Annotated in this window: 22 protein-coding genes; 13 read left to right on the forward strand and 9 right to left on the reverse strand. The window is 68.0% G+C overall.

Going from position 1 to position 19,535, the window contains the following annotated elements; translation table 11 throughout:
* Positions 1 to 49: 49 nt before the first annotated feature.
* Genes pspA through FHS97_RS01705 form a run of 7 tightly spaced genes read left to right on the forward strand, consistent with a single transcriptional unit; the run spans position 50 to position 2,682 of the window.
* Entirely contained in the window at positions 50 to 712 is a 663-nt protein-coding gene (gene pspA / locus FHS97_RS01675) for a phage shock protein PspA (RefSeq protein WP_184032697.1), read from the forward strand.
* 1 nt (position 713) lies between these two features.
* Positions 714 to 995: an envelope stress response membrane protein PspB gene (gene pspB / locus FHS97_RS01680; RefSeq protein WP_159759638.1), complete on the forward strand. Its 282-nt coding sequence runs from the start codon at positions 714 to 716 to the stop codon at positions 993 to 995.
* Positions 995 to 1,375: an envelope stress response membrane protein PspC gene (gene pspC / locus FHS97_RS01685; protein ID WP_184032698.1), complete on the forward strand. Its 381-nt coding sequence runs from the start codon at positions 995 to 997 to the stop codon at positions 1,373 to 1,375. Before pspB ends, pspC begins: the two co-directional genes overlap by 1 nt.
* Before the next feature lie 26 nt (positions 1,376 to 1,401).
* Entirely contained in the window at positions 1,402 to 1,683 is a 282-nt protein-coding gene (locus tag FHS97_RS01690) for a hypothetical protein (protein ID WP_184032699.1), read from the forward strand.
* A 30-nt stretch (positions 1,684 to 1,713) separates the two neighbouring features.
* Positions 1,714 to 1,959, forward strand: a complete 246-nt coding sequence (locus tag FHS97_RS01695) for a hypothetical protein (protein ID WP_311770236.1) — start codon at positions 1,714 to 1,716, stop codon at positions 1,957 to 1,959.
* Positions 1,960 to 1,988: 29 nt separating this feature from the next.
* Positions 1,989 to 2,222, forward strand: a complete 234-nt coding sequence (locus FHS97_RS01700) for a hypothetical protein (RefSeq protein ID WP_184032700.1) — start codon at positions 1,989 to 1,991, stop codon at positions 2,220 to 2,222.
* 40 nt (positions 2,223 to 2,262) lie between these two features.
* Entirely contained in the window at positions 2,263 to 2,682 is a 420-nt protein-coding gene (locus FHS97_RS01705) for a SufE family protein (RefSeq protein WP_184032701.1), read from the forward strand.
* A 132-nt stretch (positions 2,683 to 2,814) separates the two neighbouring features.
* Here FHS97_RS01705 and FHS97_RS01710 read toward each other — a convergent pair whose 3' ends face one another.
* The 3 genes from FHS97_RS01710 to FHS97_RS01720 form a co-directional block, all read right to left on the reverse strand.
* Positions 2,815 to 4,122 (reverse strand): sensor histidine kinase, encoded by a 1,308-nt coding sequence (locus FHS97_RS01710; protein WP_184033031.1) that lies wholly within the window; start codon positions 4,120 to 4,122, stop codon positions 2,815 to 2,817.
* Between the two features lie 58 nt (positions 4,123 to 4,180).
* Complete coding sequence (locus FHS97_RS01715) at positions 4,181 to 4,846, reverse strand: response regulator transcription factor (protein WP_022686661.1); 666 nt, start codon at positions 4,844 to 4,846, stop codon at positions 4,181 to 4,183.
* A 98-nt stretch (positions 4,847 to 4,944) separates the two neighbouring features.
* Complete coding sequence (locus tag FHS97_RS01720) at positions 4,945 to 5,241, reverse strand: hypothetical protein (RefSeq protein WP_246346363.1); 297 nt, start codon at positions 5,239 to 5,241, stop codon at positions 4,945 to 4,947.
* Between the two features lie 115 nt (positions 5,242 to 5,356).
* Between FHS97_RS01720 and FHS97_RS01725 the strand changes: the two genes are divergently transcribed.
* The 3 genes from FHS97_RS01725 (at position 5,357) to FHS97_RS01735 (ending at position 10,006) form a co-directional block, all read left to right on the forward strand.
* Positions 5,357 to 7,141 (forward strand): ABC-F family ATP-binding cassette domain-containing protein, encoded by a 1,785-nt coding sequence (locus FHS97_RS01725; protein ID WP_184032703.1) that lies wholly within the window; start codon positions 5,357 to 5,359, stop codon positions 7,139 to 7,141.
* Between the two features lie 68 nt (positions 7,142 to 7,209).
* Complete coding sequence (locus tag FHS97_RS01730) at positions 7,210 to 8,661, forward strand: globin-coupled sensor protein (protein ID WP_184032704.1); 1,452 nt, start codon at positions 7,210 to 7,212, stop codon at positions 8,659 to 8,661.
* Positions 8,662 to 9,082: 421 nt separating this feature from the next.
* The gene (locus FHS97_RS01735; RefSeq protein WP_184032705.1) at positions 9,083 to 10,006 is read left to right on the forward strand and encodes an alpha/beta hydrolase family protein; all 924 of its coding nucleotides are present in this window, start codon (positions 9,083 to 9,085) and stop codon (positions 10,004 to 10,006) included.
* Positions 10,007 to 10,016: 10 nt separating this feature from the next.
* Here FHS97_RS01735 and FHS97_RS01740 read toward each other — a convergent pair whose 3' ends face one another.
* Positions 10,017 to 10,829, reverse strand: a complete 813-nt coding sequence (locus tag FHS97_RS01740; protein WP_184032707.1) for a DUF815 domain-containing protein — start codon at positions 10,827 to 10,829, stop codon at positions 10,017 to 10,019.
* Positions 10,830 to 10,969: 140 nt separating this feature from the next.
* Between FHS97_RS01740 and FHS97_RS01745 the strand changes: the two genes are divergently transcribed.
* Positions 10,970 to 11,998 (forward strand): mannose-1-phosphate guanylyltransferase/mannose-6-phosphate isomerase, encoded by a 1,029-nt coding sequence (locus FHS97_RS01745; protein ID WP_184033032.1) that lies wholly within the window; start codon positions 10,970 to 10,972, stop codon positions 11,996 to 11,998.
* Between the two features lie 34 nt (positions 11,999 to 12,032).
* Here the strand turns inward: FHS97_RS01745 and FHS97_RS01750 are convergent, their stop codons facing one another.
* The 5 genes from FHS97_RS01750 to FHS97_RS01770 form a co-directional block, all read right to left on the reverse strand.
* Positions 12,033 to 12,485, reverse strand: a complete 453-nt coding sequence (locus FHS97_RS01750; RefSeq protein WP_184032709.1) for a DUF3429 domain-containing protein — start codon at positions 12,483 to 12,485, stop codon at positions 12,033 to 12,035.
* Positions 12,486 to 12,510: 25 nt separating this feature from the next.
* The gene (locus tag FHS97_RS01755; RefSeq protein WP_184032711.1) at positions 12,511 to 13,071 is read right to left on the reverse strand and encodes a Uma2 family endonuclease; all 561 of its coding nucleotides are present in this window, start codon (positions 13,069 to 13,071) and stop codon (positions 12,511 to 12,513) included.
* 191 nt (positions 13,072 to 13,262) lie between these two features.
* Positions 13,263 to 14,906 (reverse strand): chaperonin GroEL, encoded by a 1,644-nt coding sequence (groL, locus tag FHS97_RS01760; RefSeq protein ID WP_184032713.1) that lies wholly within the window; start codon positions 14,904 to 14,906, stop codon positions 13,263 to 13,265.
* 53 nt (positions 14,907 to 14,959) lie between these two features.
* On the reverse strand, positions 14,960 to 15,247 hold the full coding sequence (groES, locus tag FHS97_RS01765; RefSeq protein ID WP_028966046.1) for a co-chaperone GroES: 288 nt from the start codon (positions 15,245 to 15,247) through the stop codon (positions 14,960 to 14,962).
* A gap of 145 nt (positions 15,248 to 15,392) precedes the next feature.
* Positions 15,393 to 16,796, reverse strand: coding sequence for an MATE family efflux transporter (locus FHS97_RS01770; RefSeq protein WP_184032714.1), 1,404 nt, complete (start codon positions 16,794 to 16,796; stop codon positions 15,393 to 15,395).
* Between the two features lie 269 nt (positions 16,797 to 17,065).
* Between FHS97_RS01770 and sppA the strand changes: the two genes are divergently transcribed.
* Positions 17,066 to 18,934, forward strand: coding sequence for a signal peptide peptidase SppA (sppA, locus tag FHS97_RS01775; protein WP_184032715.1), 1,869 nt, complete (start codon positions 17,066 to 17,068; stop codon positions 18,932 to 18,934).
* Positions 18,934 to 19,497: a GNAT family N-acetyltransferase gene (locus FHS97_RS01780; protein ID WP_184032716.1), complete on the forward strand. Its 564-nt coding sequence runs from the start codon at positions 18,934 to 18,936 to the stop codon at positions 19,495 to 19,497. The genes sppA and FHS97_RS01780 overlap by 1 nt, the downstream gene beginning before the upstream one ends.
* Positions 19,498 to 19,535 lie beyond the last annotated feature (38 nt).

The following is a 19,535-nucleotide window of genomic DNA, read 5'->3' on the forward strand; positions in this document are numbered from 1 at the left end:
CCCGTCCAATCCGCTAAGAAGGCGCGAATACCCAAGGAGTCCGTATCGAATGGGCATTTTCTCCCGCACTCGCGACATCGTCGCCGCCAACATGGCCGAGTTGCTCGACCGTGCGGACGATCCCGCCAAGATGGTCCGCATCATCATCGCGGAGATGGAAGATACGCTGGTCGAGGTTCGCGCCTCCGCCGCGCGCACCATCGCCGACCAGAAGGAGATGCGCCGCCACATCGCCAAGCTGGCGGAACTGGAGGCGAGCTGGACCGAAAAGGCCGAGCTGGCGCTTTCCAAGGACCGCGAGGATCTCGCCAAGGCGGCGCTGGTCGAACGCCGCAAGGCCGCCGACATGGGCGCACAGCTCCGCGAGGAAGTGACCGGGCTGGACGAGGCGCTACGTTCCTCCGAAGAGGACATCGCCAAGCTGCAGAACAAGCTGCGCGAGGCGCGCGCCAAGCAGAACGCGATCGCGACGCGGCTGGAGAGCGCCAACACCAAGGCGCGGCTGCGCGAGATGTGGAACGGCCCCAAGACCCACGAGGCGTTCAGCCGCTTCGAGGTGCTGGAACGCCGCGCCGACGAAGCGGAGGGACGCGCCGAGGCGATGGGCCTCACGCCCCGTTCGCTGGAGGATGAATTCAACGAGCTGCGATCGAACGACAAGATCGACGCCGAGCTCGAAGCGCTCAAGAAGCGCCTGAACAAGGAGGGTTGAGATGGATTTGACGGGCGTCATCGCCATTCTGGCGTTCATGATCGGATTGCCGTGGCTGATCCTGCACTATGTGACCAAGTGGAAGACCGCGCCCAAGATGACCGGCGAGGACGAGCAATTGCTCGACGAGATGTACAATCTCGCGCGCCGGCTCGAGGACCGCGTCAACACGGTTGAACGGATCGTCGCCGCCGACAATCCCGATTTCCGCCCCGGCGTCGCCGATTATCGCTCGGCACCCGACTATCGTCTCGATCACCCCACGTCGCAGCGGAGGAACTGATGTCCGACAGCCGCACCCAATTCTACCTCGATCCGCAGAACGGCAAGTGGAAGGGCGTCTGTGCCGGGATTTCCGATTACGTGGGGATCGACGTCCTCTGGGTTCGTCTCGGAATCGCCGGGCTGACGATCGTCGCGCAGCAATGGTGGATCCTGCTCGCTTACATGGTCGTCGCCTGGATCGTCGATCCGAAGCCGACCGGGCTCTATCAGGATCATGACGACCAGAAGTTCTGGCAGGGCGTCCGCGCCAATCCGAAGCGGTCCACCGCCGAGGTCCGCGCCAAGTTCCGCGACATCGACCGCCGGCTCGCCGACATCGAACTGCATTACACGAGCCGCAATTCGTCGCTCGCCAAGGAAATCGACAGCCTGCGCTGAGCGCGGCAACTTCGGAGAGTTCGCTCATGGAAATCAGTCCGCTGCTCATCCCGATCTTCGCGCTGCTGATCCCGATCACCGCGATCATCGCCACCACGGTCGTCCGCCCATGGCTGGAGATCCAGCGCCGCCGGCTGGAGATCGACGCCGAACGCACCGCCGAAAAGGCCGCGCAATATGCGGCGCAGACCGAACGGCTCGAGGCGCGCGTCCGGGTGCTCGAACGGATCGCCACCGACAAGGGCGTCGCGCTCGCCGACGAGATCGACGCGCTGCGCAGCGTCCCCGATCAGCGTCCACTGAACTGAACAACGTAGAAGAAAGAGGGAGGAAATATCGTGCCGTGGTCCGTAGCAATGATGGTGGTCCTGATCGTGATGATCGTCACCATCGGGCGCGTCAGCCGGGAGAAATATCGCACCGGGCGCACGCAGTCGCGGCTCTCAGAGACCGGCGCCGACCCGCGCGCCTATGACGAGATCCGCCAGCTCAAGGAACGCATTGCGGTTCTGGAGCGCGTCATCACCGATCACCACGGACGCAGCGATCTGGAACGCCAGATCGAAGAGCTGCGCGACCGCTGACCCCAACGCCAGCACAGGAGAAGGCAGCCATGTCCGATCCCCAGATCACCCTCACTCTCGCCGTCGCATCGCTTGCCGGGCTGGCGATGCTGGTCTTCGCCGCGCTCAACGGCTGGCGCGGCTGGCTCCAGCTGAAAAGCCAGGAGCTGCGACTGGCGAGCGCGCCCGCCCCCGCGCCGCCGGCCGGCGCGCGTATCGAGATCGCCGACCTCAAGGAGCGCATCCGCAAGCTGGAGGCGATCGCCGCCGGGGTCGACCTCTGAACGGTTGCGGGCAGCGCGCCGGGGCGGTAGCGCGCCCGGCATGACCGAAGCCGCTGCCACGCTCGACGACGTCCGCGACGAATATGCCTTTCTGGAAGGCGACGACCGCTACCGCCTGCTCGTCGATCTCGGGCGCGCGCTGGAGCCGATGCCGGAGGCGCTCAAGACCGATGCGACGCTGGTGCGCGGCTGCTCCGCCTCGGTCTGGGTCTATCCCGCGGTCCGCGACGATGGCCGGCTCCACTTCCTCGCCGACAGCAACGCGCATATCACCAAAGGCATCATCGCGCTCGTGCTGCTGACGGTGCAGGACCGTACGCCTGCGGAGATCCTCAAGACCGACTTTGAAGGCGAGCTGGCGTCGTTCGACCTGAAGGCGCAGCTCAGCTCGAATCGTACGCAGGGCATCCCAAACATGATCGCCCTCATCCGCGAGACCGCCGCCCGCTACGCAGCCTAATTCGTCATTCCCGCGAAGGCGGGAATCCAGACGGGCAGGTCGCTCGATAGAAGCGCTAGATCAGAGGTTCTCGATTCCCGCCTTCGCGGGAATGACGGTGATGGGTGATGTGCGGTCGCCATCCGAAGACCCTCACCCCGCCATCGGCAACCGCAACCGCACCAGCAATCCGCCGAGATCCTCGCTCTCCTCCAGCGTCACCGTCCCGTCGTAAATCTCTGCCACGTCGCGGACGATCGCCAGCCCAAGCCCGGTCCCTGGCTTGCCGGTATCCAGCCGCACCCCGCGATCGAAGATGCGGATCCGGTCCGCCTCCGGGATGCCCATGCCATCGTCCTCGACCTGGATCTCGACGAACCCGGCCTGCGCACCGACCGTCACGAACACGCTGCCGCCGCCGTATTTGGCGGCATTCTCGACCAGATTGCCCATGATCTCGTCAAGGTCCTGCCGCTCGATATGCGCGACCAGATCCTTCGGCCCGCTCATGTCGATCCGGACGTGCGGGTAGAGGCGCTGCACCGCGCGCTCGACCGACTCGACGCTCGGCCACACCTGCGCGCGGCTGTGCGCCGAGCCGCGCCGCCCGACCGCGCGTGCGCGCGCCAGATGGTGGTCGACCTGCCGCCGCATCGTCCGCGCTTCGCGGATTACCGTATCGGCGAGATCGTCGGACTGCGCGGTCGCGGCGTTCATGATGACGGTCAGCGGCGTCTTGAGCGCGTGCGCGAGATTGCCGGCGTGGCGCCGCGCCTCCTCGGCTTGCGTCTCGTTATGCGCGACCAGCGCGTTCAGCTCCTCGACCATCGGCAACAGTTCCAGCGGCATCGCCCCGCTGATCCGGTTCGACCGACCGGCGCGCATCTTCGCGATCTCGAGCCGCAGCCGCCGCAGCGGCAACAGTCCGTAGAAGGTCTGCAACGTCGCCAGCACCGCCAGCCCGACCCCGAGCAGCACGAAGCTACGCACCAAGGTCCGGCGCAGCACCGCAATCTGCGCCTCCAGTGCGTCGCCGCGGCTCGCGACCTGAAAGCGCCAGCGGACGTTCGATCCCGGCAGCGTCACGTCGCGCTCGATCACGCGCAATTTCTCGTCGGGGAACTGGCTGCTATCGTATTTGCGCACCTCGGAGCCGCTGTGCGGCTTGCCATAGGCCAGTTCGCGATCCCACAGCGATCGCGACGGGAAGGTCTCGTGCCCCGGCGCGGAGACCTGCCAATATTGCCCCGAATAGGGTTCGAGGAAGCTCTGGTCGGCAGGCTGGCGGTTGAAGCGTACCTCGCCGATCGGGTCGATCTCGGCCGATGCCAGCAACGAGCGCAGCACATATTGCAACTGGTCGTCGGCATTGGCGGTCACCGCGCCGACCAGCACGCGGTCGAGCGCGAACCCGCCGCCGACCAGCAGCGCCGAGATCCACGCGAACGCGATCAGGATCATCCGCCGCGAGAGCGACCCGCTCGCCCGCGGCTTGCCGGGTTCGCCCTCGGTCACGGCGTCAGGCGTCCGGGTCTTCCAGGCTGTAGCCGAGGCCGCGGATCGTGGTGATCACGTCCTGGCCGAGCTTCTTGCGAATCCGCGTCACGAACACCTCGATCGTGTTCGAATCGCGATCGAAATCCTGATCGTAGATATGTTCGATCAACTCGGTGCGGCTCACCACCTTGCCCTTGTGGTGAAGCAGGTAGCTGAGCAACTTGTATTCCTGCGCGGTCAGCTTCACCGGCTCGCCGGCGCGCGTCACCTTGCCCGAGCGCGTGTCGAGCCGCACGTCGCCGGCGATCAGCTCCGACGAGGCGTTGCCCGAGGCACGGCGGATCAGCGCGCGCAGGCGGGCGATCAGCTCCTCGGTCTGGAAGGGCTTGGCGACATAATCGTCTGCGCCGGCGTCGAGCCCGGCGACCTTGTCGGACCAGCTGTCGCGCGCGGTCAGCACCAGCACCGGGGTGACCTTGCCTTCCTTGCGCCAGCGGTCGAGCACGGTCAGCCCGTCGATCTCCGGCAGGCCGAGGTCGAGCACGATCGCGTCGTAATTCTCGGTCGAGCCGAGGAAATGCCCTTCCTCGCCATCGGTCGCCAGATCGATGGCATAACCCGCGCCTTCCAGCGTTGATTTCAGCTGCTGCCCCAGATTGGGCTCATCCTCGACGATCAGCACGCGCATCTTTGGTGGGGCTCCCTTGGAAAACGAAGTATCTAGCCGTCGGGCTAGCACGAAAGCCGCGCGCTATGGAATTGCGGCTTTCATGGTCCTGAACGCGCTCAGCGCCCGGTGCGTCCCAATATCTGCCCGGTACGCCCGTCGACATCGACCCAGATCACCGCGCCCTTCTTGAGGAACTTGAGCGTGTAGATGCCGCTCGGCATCTCGAGGTCGAACCCGATATATTGCGCGTCGCGCATCGTCGGCACCACGCGCCGCTCGATCTCGGGCAGCGGCAGCAACCGCCCCTGCCGACGCGCCTGCAACGCCACCGCCCCGTCGCGCGCCTGGTCGGCGGGCGGCGGCTGGGCGATCGCCGGGGCGGCCAGCCCGCACAGAAGAAGCGAAGGAAGCATTCTCACCGGTGCTGGCATAGGCAAAGCGGCTTGAACAGCCTGTGAATGAGGAAAGCGGCGCATGTGTCCTCCGCGCAACTTGCCCCTGCCGCTGGGGTTCCCTAGGTCGCTGCGCATGGCCGCACCTATCTTGTCGTATGAGAACCTCGGGCTCGTTCAGGGGGCGGGATGGCTGTTCCGCCATCTGGACCTTTATGTCGGCGAACGGGACCGGCTGGCGCTGATCGGGCGCAACGGCGCGGGCAAGTCGACCCTGCTCAGGCTGATCGCGGGCGTCATCGACGCCGACGAGGGCCGGCGGACGATCGTGCCGGGCACCAAGGTCGTGATGCTGGAGCAGGACCCTGACGTCAGCGGCTTCACGACGCTGCGCGACTATGCGCTGGCCGGCAACGACGCGCCCGAACATTATCAGGCCGATGCGATCGCTGACCAGCTCGGCATCGACCTGTCGCGCGAAGCTTCGTCCGCCTCGGGTGGCGAGCGGCGTCGCGCCGCGATCGTCCGCGCGCTGGCGATGGGCCCGGACGTGCTGCTGCTCGACGAGCCCACCAACCACCTCGACATCGCCGCGATCGAATGGCTCGAGGACTGGCTGAAGCGTTTCACCGGCGCGTTCGTCGTCATCAGCCACGACCGTACCTTCCTCACGCGGCTGACGAAGCAGACGCTGTGGCTCGATCGCGGCGAGCTGCGCCGCGCCGAGGTCGGCTTCGGCGGCTTCGACGCGTGGACCGAGCAGGTCTATGCCGAGGAGGAGCGCAACGCCCAGCGGCTCGACGCCAAGCTGAAGATCGAGGAACATTGGCTGCAACGCGGCGTCACTGGCCGCCGCCGCCGCAACCAGGGCCGGCTGTCGAAGCTCAAGGAGATGCGCGCCGAACGCGCCGCGATGATGGGGCCGCAGGGCGCCGCCGCGCTCCAGATGGCCAGCGACGACAACAAGACCAAAATCGTGATCGACGTCGATCATGTCTCGAAGAGCTTCGGGGATCGCCCGATCATCCGCGACCTCAACCTGCGCGTTGCGCGCGGCGACCGGATCGGCGTGGTCGGGCGCAACGGCGCGGGCAAGACGACCTTGCTCAAGCTGCTGACCGGCGAGCTGGAACCCGACACCGGCACCGTCAAGCGCGCGAAGACGCTCGACGGCATCTTCATCGACCAGCAGCGCAGCCTGATGGCGCCGCAGAAGACGGTGCGCGAGGTGCTGGCGGACGGCGGCGAATGGATCGACGTGCTCGGGTCGCGCAAGCACATCCACGGCTATCTCAAGGAATTCCTGTTCGACCCCTCGCTGACCGAGGCGAAGGTCGGGACGCTATCGGGCGGCGAGCGCTCACGGCTGCTGCTCGCCCGCGAATTTGCGCGCGAGTCCAACCTGTTGATCCTTGACGAGCCGACCAACGATCTTGATCTCGAAACGCTCGATCTGTTGCAGGAAGTCATTGCCGACTACGGCGGAACCGTGCTGATCGTCAGCCACGATCGCGACTTCCTCGACCGCACCGTCACGATCACGCTCGGGCTCGACGGCTCGGGGCAGGTCGATGTCGTCGCGGGCGGCTATGAGGATTGGGAGCGCCAGCGGCGCCCGCGCGTCGAAACCGCGAAGAAGGCCGCCGCCAAACCCGCCGCCGCACCGCCCCCCCCTGCCCCGACCCGCGTCAAGCTGAGCTACAAGGATCAGCGCGACTATGATCTGCTACCGAAGCGAATCGAGGAACTCGACGCGCGGATCGCCGCCGACGAGGCGGCGATGGCCGATCCGGGCCTCTATGCGCGCGACGCGGCCGCGTTCGATCGCCTGAGCCGCGCCATCGCCGCGCTGCGCGACGAAAAGGAAACCGCCGAGCTCAGGTGGTTGGAATTGGCCGAAATTGTAGAAAACAGCTCGTAACCTCACCCGGCAAGCTTACCCGACCTTAACTGTTTCCGTTTTATTGCTGCCGTACGGGAGGTAGTGAAATGAGCGGACAGGACTCGATCGACTTCGAACAGCGGCTGGCAGCGTTCGGCTACAACGAGCGCAGCTATGCCACCTTTCCGCTGATCCGGCGTGCGATCGAGCGTCACGCCCCCACCGCGCTGGTCGCGCTCTACCGGCATATCGCCAGCACCCCGGCGATCGCGAGGATGTTCCAGTCGCAGGCGCGGATGGACCATGCCCGCGACAAGCAGCTCGAACATTGGCGCAAGCTCTTCTCGGGACCGATCGACCGCAACTACGCCGCCGCGGCCTCGCACATCGGGCAGATCCATGCGCGGATCGGGCTCGCGCCGACCTGGTATATCAGCGGCTATGCCCGGATGCTTGAGCATGTGCTCCCGAAACTCATGCTCGGCCGGCTGCTCTCGCCGTTCGGCGCGCGTCGCCGCGCGCGCGCCGCGACCGCGCTGGTCAAGGCGTCGCTGATCGACATGGACATCGCGCTTGCCGCCTATTTCGAGGCCGAACAGGCCGGGCGCCGTGCGGTGATCGAGCGCTGCGGGCAGGTGTTCGAGCGGATGGCGCATGGCGATCTGACCGCGACACTCGACGGCCTTCCGGCCGAATATCAGGCGCTCGCCGACAGTTTCGAGGCGATGCGCACGCAGATGTCGACCACGCTCGGCGTGGTCACCCGCTCCAGCCAGCAGATCCGCACCGGCTCCGGCGATATCCGTCAGGCGTCCGACGATCTCTCGCAGCGCACCGAGCAGCAGGCCGCCTCGCTGGAGGAAACCGCCGCGGCGATGGACGAGATCACCGCAACCGTCCGCCAGACCGCCGACGGCGCGACCCAGGCCAACCGTATCGTCGGCGAGGCGCGCGGCGAGGCCGAGGAATCGGGCCAGATCGTCCGCCGCGCGGTCGAGGCGATGGGCGGGATCGAGCGTTCCTCGGCGGAGATCAGCGAGATCATCACCGTCATCGACGGCATCTCATTCCAGACCAACCTGCTCGCGCTCAACGCCGGCGTCGAGGCGGCGCGCGCCGGCGAGGCGGGCAAGGGCTTCGCGGTTGTCGCCTCCGAAGTCCGTGCGCTGGCGCAGCGCTCGGCGGACGCGGCCAAGGACGTCAAGACGCGCATCCTCGCCTCCTCGGAGCAGGTCGGCGTCGGGGTCGACCTCGTCAACGAGGCGGGTCAGGCGCTCCAGCGCATCATCGGCCGGATCGGCGAGATCAGCGACCTCGTCTCGCGGATCGCCACTTCGGCCAGCCAGCAGTCGATCGGGCTCGGCCAGGTGAACACCGCGGTGTCGGAGATGGACAACGTGACGCAGCGCAACGCCGCAATGGTTGAACAGGCCACCGCCGCCGCGCGCAACCTCGCTGCCGAAGCCGAAGTCCTGTCGCGCGAAGTGGCACGGTTCCGGCTCGGTGAGGGCGACGGCAACCCGGTCCACCGATTGCAGCAGCGGCTGGCGGCGGCCTGATCCGGCCTGCCGGAGCGGCGTGGTGCAAGTGCCGATCGTCGCGTAACAATCCCGCGATTGTCGCTTGGGAGCCGGTCGGTTCGCTTTTTGACCCGCCGCCTTCCTCCTGCGTCGCGCAGAGCCTGATCCTGGTTCGGCTTCTTCGGCCCCCACGATAAGAGCGGGATCCGGGATCAAAGCCGGGATGACGGAGGTAGGCGGGCACCCGGCGGATGTCGATCCGCTCTAGCCCCCCAGATCGTCGTTGCCGTTCGCGGATCGTGGCAGGAGTGACAGTCGACCGACGACGCAAGGAATGTGCGACACGACACATCGTCGCTGCGCCTTGTTTTCGAGGTCGCGGATATCCTTACAATCCGCTGCCGCTTGCTCGACTCGTCCGTCGCCGGGTCGTAATCTCCCGCCTTGAGGGGGATCGATCATGACGAAGCGGCGGTGGCTGATCGTTGGCGGCGTGGCGGTGGCCGGCGCCGCGCTCTGGTTCGCCGGCCCGTTCGCCTACATGCTGTGGATGGTCTATTGGCACGGACCGCCCGCCCTTGAACGTCTGCCCGTCAGCAAGCCCGTCGCGATCCTTCGTTACGGCCCGGCCCCGCAACAGGTCGAGGAGCTACGGCTGCCCGAGGGCGCCGGCCCATTCCCGGTCGCGGTCGTGATCCATGGCGGCTGCTGGGACGCATCGATCGGCGGCACCGCTCGCGGCATCGCCGGGCTGGCCGACGCGCTGACGCAACGCGGTATCGCGTCGCTCAACATCGAATATCGCCAGCTTGGCCAGCCCGGCGGCGGTTGGCCCGGTACGTTCCGCGACACCGGCGCGGCGATCGACACGCTCCGGCCGCTCGCGAGACGCTACCCGCTCGACCTTTCGCGCGTGATCGTGGTCGGCCATTCGGCGGGCGCGCTGCTCGCGACCTGGAGCGCAGTCCGCCCGCGCCTCGCTCCGACCAGCGACATCCATGCGCCGACACCGGTCAGCCCCGCGGCGGTCGTTGCGATCGACGGACCGAGCAGCCTCGCCGAGTTCATCGGCAAGGATCAGGAGATCTGCGACAAGCCGGTGATCGTGCCGCTGATGGGCGGTACCCCGGCGCAGGTGCCGCAACGCTATCGCGATGCCTCGGCGCAGGACCATCTGCCGCTCGGCGTGCCGCAGGCGATTGCGGTAGGTGCGTTTGCCGATCTGATGGCACCCTATATCGCGCGTGTCCGCCGGGCCGGCGATCCGCTTGCGGTTTACCGGACCGAACGCCCCTCGCACTTCCGCATCATCAACCCCACCGAGCCCGAAGGCGCAGGGACGGTGTCGCTGATCGTCCGCACGGCGGCGGCGACGAAACGCTGAGCGTCGATGCTCACGCCAGCCGCCTTCCCTCGCGCCCGGCGACCTCCACGACATACTGCCACGCCACACGCCCCGAGCGGCTGCCGCGCCGCGTCGCCCATTGCACCGCATCCGCGGCATCGAACGGCAGTCCATATCGCTCGGCATAGCCGCGCACGATCGCAAGGTAGCCGTCCTGATCGACGACATGGAAGCCGAGGCTCAGCCCGAAGCGATCCGCCAGCGCCATCTGGTCGTCGACCGAGTCGCGGGGATTGATCGCACTCTCCTGCTCCTTGATGTCGCGCGTCACCAGATGGCGACGGTTGGAGGTGACGATCAGCCGCGCATTGGCCGGCCGCGCTTCCGCCCCGCCCTCCAGCAGCGAGCGCAGTACCCGCGCCTCGGCCGCGACATCGAAGCCGAGATCGTCGAGGAAGATCGCGAACGCCCGCTGCTGCCCCGCGACCACGTCGAACAGCCGCGGCAACGTCTCGAGCCGGTCCGCCGCGACCTCGACCAGCGCGAGCGCGCGGCCCGCCGCCTGCACTGCGCCGACCGCCGCCTTCACCAGCGCCGATTTGCCGGTGCCGCGCGCACCCCACAGCAGGGCATCCTGCGCCGGCAGCCCGTCCGCCAGCCTATCGAGATTGGCGAGCAGCGCCGCCTTTTGCGCCTCCGCGCCCTGCAACAGTGCCAGCGGCAGCGGCGCGAACGCCCGCGCCGCCGCCAGCGCGTCGTCGCGCCAGACATAGGCGGGATGCGCCAGCGGATCGGCGCTGGCGGGCGGCGGCGGGGCGAGCCGCTCCAGCGCGGCGGCGATCCGGTCGAGGGCGTCTGTCATCGCCGCCCCGGCTAATCCGGTCGTCACGTTGCCGCAACGCAATATCGTGCATAAGGAAACCTTGCACGATCAGGCGTGTTGAGCGTCGGGGGCCGAATTGTGCTCCCGCGGGGGAACAGGAGCAGCAATTGACCGAAATCGTGCCGGTGATCCTTTCAGGCGGATCAGGTACTCGCTTGTGGCCGATGTCGCGGCCTGAAAAGCCGAAACAGATGCTCGCGCTGACCGCGAGCGAGACGATGTTGCAATTGACCGCGGCGCGCGCGCACGGTGACGCATTTGCCGCGCCGATCGTGGTCGCCAATGCCGCGCACGCCGATGCGGTCGAGGAACAGCTCGGCGCGATCGGCACCGCGCCCAGCGCGCTGATTCTCGAACCGGCCGGGCGCAACACCGCGCCGGCTATTGCGCTCGCCGCGCTGAGCGCCGACGCCGATCAGGCGATGCTGGTGATGCCGTCCGACCACGTCATCGCCGACCGCGAGGCGTTCCACGCCGCGATCCACGCCGCGCTGCCGCTCGTCGAGCAGGGCTGGCTCGTCACCTTCGGGATCACCCCCGACGCGCCCGAGACCGGTTACGGCTATATCAAGGTCGGCGAGGAGATCGCCGCCGGGGTCCACCGCGTCGCGCGCTTCGTCGAGAAGCCGAAGCGCGACGTCGCCGAGGCGATGATCGCGTCGGGCGACCATGCGTGGAACGGCGGGATCTTCCTCTTCCGCGCCGACGCCTATCTGGCGGCGCTCGAGCAATTCGCACCCGAGATCGTCGACTCGGTCCGGAAGGCCTGTGCGTGCGCGCGGCGCGAGGGCGTGCGGGTCTATCCCGATGCCGCCGCCTTTGCGGTCTCGCCATCCGACTCGATCGACTATGCGGTGATGGAAAAGGCCGATCGCGTCGCAGTGGTGCCGGTGGCGATGGGCTGGAGCGACGTCGGCAGCTGGGATGCGCTCCACGCGATCAGCGAAGGCGATGAGCGCGGCAATGTCGTCAATGGCGAGGTCATCATGCTCGACAGCAGCAATTGCCTCGCGCGTAGCGACGGCGTGCGCGTCGCGATGGTCGGGGTCGAGGATCTGATCGTCGTCGCCAGCGGCAACGACGTGCTGATCCTGCCGCGCGGGCGCAGCCAGGACGTTAAGCTGCTGCTGGAGGCGATGAAGGGCTGAACGCCGGGTCGCCCCGGATTATGTCCGGGGTGACCTATGCCAGCATCACCCACGCCCAGCATGCCGCCAGCCCCGCGCAGCCCAGCAACAGTTGCGGCGGGCGGAGCCGGGCGAAATGTGCCGGCGCGTTCCCCGCCAGCGCCGCGCGCCGGTCGAGCAGCGCCGCCAGCGCATAGCCTGCGGCCAGCAACGCCAGCGAGGTGCTGACGAACGGCACCACCAGCGCCAGCCCGGCAATCGTGAAATAGCCGACCGCCGCGACGATCTCGACCGGGGTCGACGCGCGCGGCGTCGCGAACCCGAATCCGCGCCGCACTCCGCCGATGAACGACAGGATCAACGCGCCCCAGACGATCGCCAGCCGCACCGCGATCAGTCCCCAGCCGGGTGCGAGCATCCATGCGCCGACCCCGGCGGCGACGAGGGGGAGCATCGGGCCGTAGCCGAAAACGATGCTGGCGGTGGGAATGCGCGCACGCTGGTTCATGCGCGCTGAACGCACGGCGTCCCTGTCAGTCGCGTGCGAAGATTTCCTCGTGCGGGATGGTGAGGTTCATGGCGGAGAGGTCGACGTCCCGTCGCGCGGGGAGGCTATCGGACCATCCCGTTTCCGAGCGCGTGCTGATGACCAATGTTTCTGCGTCAGGATCGACGAACACGATCGCCTCGACACTCGGAAGCGCCTGATACTCCGCCTTCTTCGATCCCAGATCGAGGGTGCGCGTCGATGGCGACAATATCTCGACGATGATCCGCGGTGCCGAAAGATAACGATCGGCGCCGCTGTCGCCGGGCTGCCCGCAATCAACGGTGACGTCTGGATATCGCACCGACGCGTCATGCGTGAGGATCGCCATGTCCGATCCGTACGGGCGGCAGCCTGTTCCGCGAAGTCGGGTGCCCAGCGCGATGAGCATATTGGCCTGTATGCGCGCATGATCGCGCGAGCCGCCCGCCATCATACGGATCACGCCGTTATCGAGTTCGGCCTTCAGGTCCGGGCCGAAGTCGATTTGCAGGAACTCCGCTGCGGTCAGCAAGCGCGGTTCACCGAGGCTGAGCAGCGTGGCCATGCGGCCGAATATAGCGGCTCGCCCCACGCAAACAAAGGGCCGGTGGATCGCTCCACCGGCCCTTTGCTATACGCTTGGGCGGCAGCGGCAAAGCCGCTGCCCTGGACGTCAGACCGGATCGGCGCTGCCGACCGGCTGTCCGCGCCGCGGCGAGTCCTGCGCCAGCCACGCTGGCGCAGGCCACCTTCGGCTTAGAAGTCCATGCCGCCCATGCCGCCCATGCCGCCGCCGGCGGGCATGGCCGGAGCCTTGTCCTCGGGCAGCTCCGAGACGGTCGCCTCGGTGGTGATGAGCAGACCCGCCACCGACGCGGCGTTCTGGAGCGCGGTGCGCACGACCTTGGTCGGGTCGATCACGCCGGCCGCCACCAGATTCTCGTAGGTGTCGGTCGCAGCGTTGAAGCCGAGCGAGGTGTCGTTGCCGTCGAGCAGCTTGCCCGACACCACCGCACCGTCGTGACCGGCGTTCTGCGCGATCTGGCGGACCAGCGAGGTCAGCGACTTGCGGACGATGTCGACGCCGCGCGTCTGGTCGTCGTTCTCGCCGGTCAGACCGTCGAGCGCCTTCGACGCGTACAGCAGCGCGGTGCCGCCGCCCGGGACGATGCCCTCTTCGACCGCGGCGCGGGTCGCGTGCAGCGCGTCGTCGACGCGATCCTTGCGCTCCTTCACCTCGACCTCGGTCGACCCGCCGACCTTGATGACCGCGACGCCGCCCGCGAGCTTCGCCAGACGCTCCTGGAGCTTCTCGCGGTCGTAGTCGGAGGTGGTCACCTCGATCTGCTGGCGGATCGCCTCGGTGCGGCCCTTGATCGACTCCGCATCACCCGCACCGTCGACGATGGTGGTGTTGTCCTTGTCGATCGTCACGCGCTTGGCGGTGCCGAGCATGCCGAGCGTGACGCTCTCGAGCTTGATGCCGAGATCCTCGCTGACGACCTCGCCCTTGGTGAGGATCGCGATGTCCTCGAGCATCGCCTTGCGGCGATCGCCGAAGCCCGGTGCCTTGACCGCCGCGACCTTCAGGCCGCCGCGCAGCTTGTTGACCACGAGCGTGGCGAGCGCCTCGCCCTCGATGTCCTCGGCGATGATCAGCAGCGGACGGCCCGACTGCACCACCGCCTCGAGGATCGGCAGCATCGCCTGCAACGACGACAGCTTCTTCTCGTGGATCAGGATGTACGGGTCGTTGAGCTCGACCTGCATCTTCTCCGGGTTGGTGATGAAGTAAGGCGACAGATAGCCGCGATCGAACTGCATGCCCTCGACGACGTCCAGCTCGAACTCGAGACCCTTGGCCTCCTCGACGGTGATGACGCCTTCCTTGCCGACCTTCTCCATCGCTTCCGCGATCTTCTCGCCGACTTCACGGTCGCCGTTGGCGGAGATGATGCCGACCTGGGCGACTTCCTGCGAGCCCGAGACGGGCTTGGAGCGCGCCTGGATGTCGGCGACGACCTTGACGACCGCCAGGTCGATGCCGCGCTTCAGGTCCATCGGGTTCATGCCGGCCGCAACCGACTTCATGCCCTCGCGGACGATCGCCTGCGCCAGCACGGTGGCGGTGGTGGTGCCGTCACCCGCGATGTCGTTGGTCTTCGAGGCCACTTCGCGCACCATCTGCGCGCCCATGTTCTCGAACTTGTCCTTGAGCTCGATTTCCTTGGCGACCGACACACCGTCCTTGGTGATGCGGGGCGCGCCGAAGCTCTTGTCGATCACGACGTTGCGGCCCTTCGGCCCCAAAGTGACCTTCACCGCGTCGGCGAGGATGTCGACGCCGCGCAGGATGCGCTCGCGCGCGTCGCGGCCGAATTTCACGTCCTTGGCTGCCATGTGGCTACCCTTTCAGATGACGAATGTTGAGAAAGTTGAGGTGGCCGGACGGCTCAGGCGATGATGCCGAGGATGTCCGATTCCTTCATGATGAGCAGGTCTTCACCGTCGACCTTGACCTCGGTGCCCGACCACTTGCCGAACAGGATGCGATCACCGGCCTTGACGTCGAGCGGGGCGACCTCGCCCTTGTCGTTCTTGGCGCCCGCGCCGGCGGCGACGACTTCGCCCTCCTGCGGCTTTTCCTTGGCGGTGTCGGGGATGATGATCCCGCCGGCCGTCTTCTCTTCCGCCTCGACGCGGCGGACGAGAACACGGTCGTGCAACGGACGAAAGTTCATTGCTCTTTACCCCTCTAAGGTATGTGACACTTATTTGGCACTCAACCCGGTCGAGTGCCAGCGGTTCGCATATGTGGGTGCCCCCGGCTGTGGTCAACGCCCCGCCGCAAATTTTTGGGAACCGCCCGGCGGGACGTGCGTGCGATCAGGCGACGTGCGGCGACAGGTGCAGCCGCTCGCGCGCGTTCCACCGCCAGATCAGCAGCGCGGAGACGACGCCGAGGCCGACCGCCAGCCCCCACCAGATCCCCGCCGCGCCCCACCCCAGCCCGAAGCCGAGCAGCAGCGCGGTCCCGAACCCCGCGCCCCAATAGCCGCCGATCTGGATGAGCATCGGCACGCGCGTATCCTGCACGCCGCGCAGCACGCCGGCCGCGACCGCCTGCGCGCCGTCGACGAGCTGGAAGATCGCCGCAATCCCCAGCAAGGCCACCGCCAGCGACGCCACCGCGCCCTCGCGCGCCGGGTCGACGTACAGCCGCACCAGCCAGTGCGGCACCGCCCAGAACACCATCGCGCTCAGCGCCATCACCGCGATCCCGGTCACGATCGCGACATTGCCGGCGCGCGCTACCCACGCCCGGTCGCCCGCGCCGAACGCGAAGCCAACGCGGATCATCGCCGCCTGCGCGAGCCCGAACGGAATCTGGAAGGCGATCGCGGCGATGTTGAGCGCCACCGCATGCGCGTCGATCGCTGCGACCGAGATCAGCCCCATCAGCAGCCCCGCGCCGCCGAACAGCCCGCCCTCCGCCATCCAGCCGAGCGCGATCGGCGTACCGAGCCGGGCGATCTCCGCCATCCGCGACCATTCGGCGCGCCACCATTTGCCGAGCAGGCGATAGCGGCGCAGCCGGCGATCGGTCAGCAGGATCACGACATAGGCCGCGCAGGTCGCGGTCGATACGATCACGCTCGACAGCGCCGATCCCTCCAGCCCGAGCGCCGGGAAGCCGGCATTGCCGAACACCAGACACCAATTGGCGAGCACCGCGACGCCCAGCGCCAGCGCGGTGACCATCAACGCCCAGCCCGGTCGCCCCAGCGCCGCCGCGGTCAGCCGGATCAGCGCCGCGAACACCGCGGGCAGCACGGCGAGCGACAGCACGCGGCAGAACGACCCGGCGCGCGCCGCCACTGCCGGGTCCTGACCCGCGAGCCGCAGCAGCGGCGCGGCGCAGTTGAGCACCGCGATCACCACCAGCGACCCGAGCACCGCCAGCCACATCGCCATCCGGAACGACCGCCGCACCTGCCGCACCGCGCCGACCCGCCGCCCGAGCGCGGCGGCGATCAACGGCTCGGCCGCACCGACCATCCCGATCAGTCCGAAGCCGAGGATATGGAAGAAGAACACGCCCAGCGTCGCGGCCGCGAACTCGACCGGCCCGAGCCGCGCCACGAACACCACGTCGACCGCGAACACCGCCATCTGGAGCAGGTTCGCCCCGATCAGCGGCCCTGCCAGCGCCCCCAGCGCGCGCAGCTCCACCGCCCATGTGGGCGGCGGCGCCTGCGTCAGCGGCGCAAGGGTGGCGTGGGCGGTCATCGGTGGAGCCCTAGCCGAGCCGGTCCGTCATGGCGACCCGCCCTGCCACCGTCATCCATGGCGACCCTGCCCCTCCACCGTCATCCCCGCGCAGGCGGGGATCCAGACGCGCAGGTCTGGCGATGGAAGCGCAACGGCCCCGCGGAAATGACGGTTGTTGGTGGGTCGGCGCCCATGGTCGCCCCCCGCCATTTACCCTTAAAGCGTATTGCCCCGGTCATACACGCCGCGCTACGGTCGTCGCCACGTAACGCAAGGTGGCAGAAACGATGAAGCTGGTACGCGGCGCCTGGAAGCTGCTGGTCGGGATCAAGGACGCGCTGGTGCTCGTCGCGATGCTGCTGTTCTTTGCGGTGATCTTCGCCGCGCTCAACGCGCGGCAGCGCCCGGCGGCGATCGGCGACGGCGCGCTGGTGCTCAAGTTCGACGGCCCGATCGTCGAACAGCCCGAGGAAGTGCCGCTCACCGCGCTGGTCAGCGGGCAGCAGGTCGGCAAGCAATATCGCCTGCGCGACGTGCTGCGCGCGATCGACACCGCGCGCACCGACGACCGCGTTAAGGCGATCGTCCTCGACCTCGATCGGTTCGGCGGCGCCTATCCGGCGGTACTCGGCGAGGTGCAGGCCGCGCTGCTCCGCGCGCGCACCGCGGGCAAGCCGGTGCTCGCCTATGCCACCGCCTATACCGACGGCGGCTATCGCCTCGCCTCGGCGGCGAGCGAGGTCTGGATGGACCCGCTCGGCGGGACCTTCTTCGCCGGCCCCGGCGGCAACCAGTTGTTCTACAAGGGCCTGATCGACAAGCTCGGCGTCAATGCGCACGTCTATCGCGTCGGCAAGTTCAAGTCGGCGGTCGAGCCCTATACCCGCACCGACCAGAGCCCCGAAGCGCGCGAGGCAAGCCAAGCGCTCTACGGCACGCTCTTCGACCAGTGGCGCGAGGCGGTGTCGACCGCGCGGCCCAAGGCGCAGCTCGCGCCGTGGCTCGGCAACCCGGCGCAGCTCGTCACGCAGGCACAGGGCGACGTGTCGCGCGCCAATCTCGCGACCGGGCTGGTCGACAAGCTCGGCGATCGTGTCGCGTTCGGCCGCCGCGTCGCGCAGCTCGCGGGCGGCGACGACAAGAAGGTCGCGGGCTGGTTCAAGACGATCAACTACACCGCCTATGTCGCCGCCAACCCGCTGCCCAAGAAGGGCAAGGTCGGCGTGCTGACGATCGCGGGCGAGATCGTCGACGGCGAGGCCGGCCCCGGCAAGGCGGCGGGCGATACCGTGTCGAAGCTGCTCTACGACGGGCTCGTCGACAACGACCTCAAGGCGCTGGTGGTGCGCGTCGACTCGCCCGGCGGGTCGGTGCTGGCGTCGGAGAAGATCCGGCTGGCGATCGTGGAGGCCAAACGCCGCGGGCTGCCGGTGGTGGTCTCGATGGGCGGGCTCGCCGCCTCGGGCGGTTACTGGGTATCGACCCCCGCCGACGTGATCTTCGCCGAGCCCGGCACGATCACCGGCTCGATCGGCATCTTCGGGATCATCCCGACCTTCGAGAACACGCTGAAGAAGATCGGCCTGTCGACCGACGGCGTGAAGACCACCCCGCTTTCCGGCCAGCCCGACGTGCTCGGCGGCACCACGCCGGAGCTGGACCGCATCGTCCAGGCCGGGATCGAGAATGGCTATCTGCAATTCCTCACCCGCGTCTCGCAGTCGCGCAAGTTGCCGGTCGCGCGCGTCAACGAGATCGGTCAGGGCCGCGTCTGGGTCGGCGGGATCGCGCAGCAGCTGAAGCTGGTCGACCGCTTCGGCGGGCTCGATGATGCGATCGCCGAGGCGGGCAAGCGCGCGAAGCTCGACGATGCGCAGCCGGTGTGGCTGGAGAAGAAGCCCGGCTTCGCGGCGCAGATCGCGCAGCAGGTCGCCAGCCAGGAGGACGATGACGATGCCAGCGCGCCGGACGCGCTGTCGCGGCTGACGTGGCAGCGTCAGCAGGCATTCGCCGCCGCGCTGGGCGATGCGAAGCGGATGCTGGGCGGCGCGGCGGTGCGCGCGCAATGCCTCGAATGCGTCGGGCTCGGCCCAATCGCGGCGCGCGCCGAGGATCGCAACCTGTGGCAACTCGTCGTCGCGCGGATCGGGCTGTGATGCCGCAGGGCCCGATCACGATCCGCGCCGCGACCGGCGACGATGCCGCGGCGATCGCCGCGATCTACGCGCCGTTCGTGCTGTCGGGCACCGTCTCGTTCGAGAGCGACGCACCCGACGCGGCGGCGATGCGCGACCGCATCGCGGCGTCTGACGGCTATTATCCGTGGCTGGTCGCGACCAGCGGCGACGCGGTGCTGGCCTATGCCTATGCGACGCAGTTCCGCGATCGTCCGGCGTACCGCTATGTGGTCGAGACGTCGATCTATGTCGGCGGCGCGACGCACGGTCAGGGGGTCGGGCGACTGCTCTACGAGGCGCTGGTCGACACGTTGCGCGCGCAGGGCTTCACGCAGGCGATCGGCGTCATCACGCTGCCCAACGACGCCTCGATCACGCTCCACGAAGCGGTCGGCTTCCGCCGCGCGGGCGTGTATCGCGAAGTCGGCTACAAACAGGGCCGCTGGATCGACGTCGGCTTCTGGCAGTGCGAGCTGAACGACAGCGCCATCCCGCCGGTCGAGCCGAAGCCGTTCAGTGTCACGGGCGTGCGCCGCGACTGACGTCGCGATCGATGAAGGTTTTACCTGCCACCGTCGCC

Origin of the sequence: Sphingomonas endophytica, assembly GCF_014199415.1 — a bacterium.
Classification (GTDB): Bacteria; Pseudomonadota; Alphaproteobacteria; order Sphingomonadales; family Sphingomonadaceae; genus Sphingomonas; species Sphingomonas endophytica.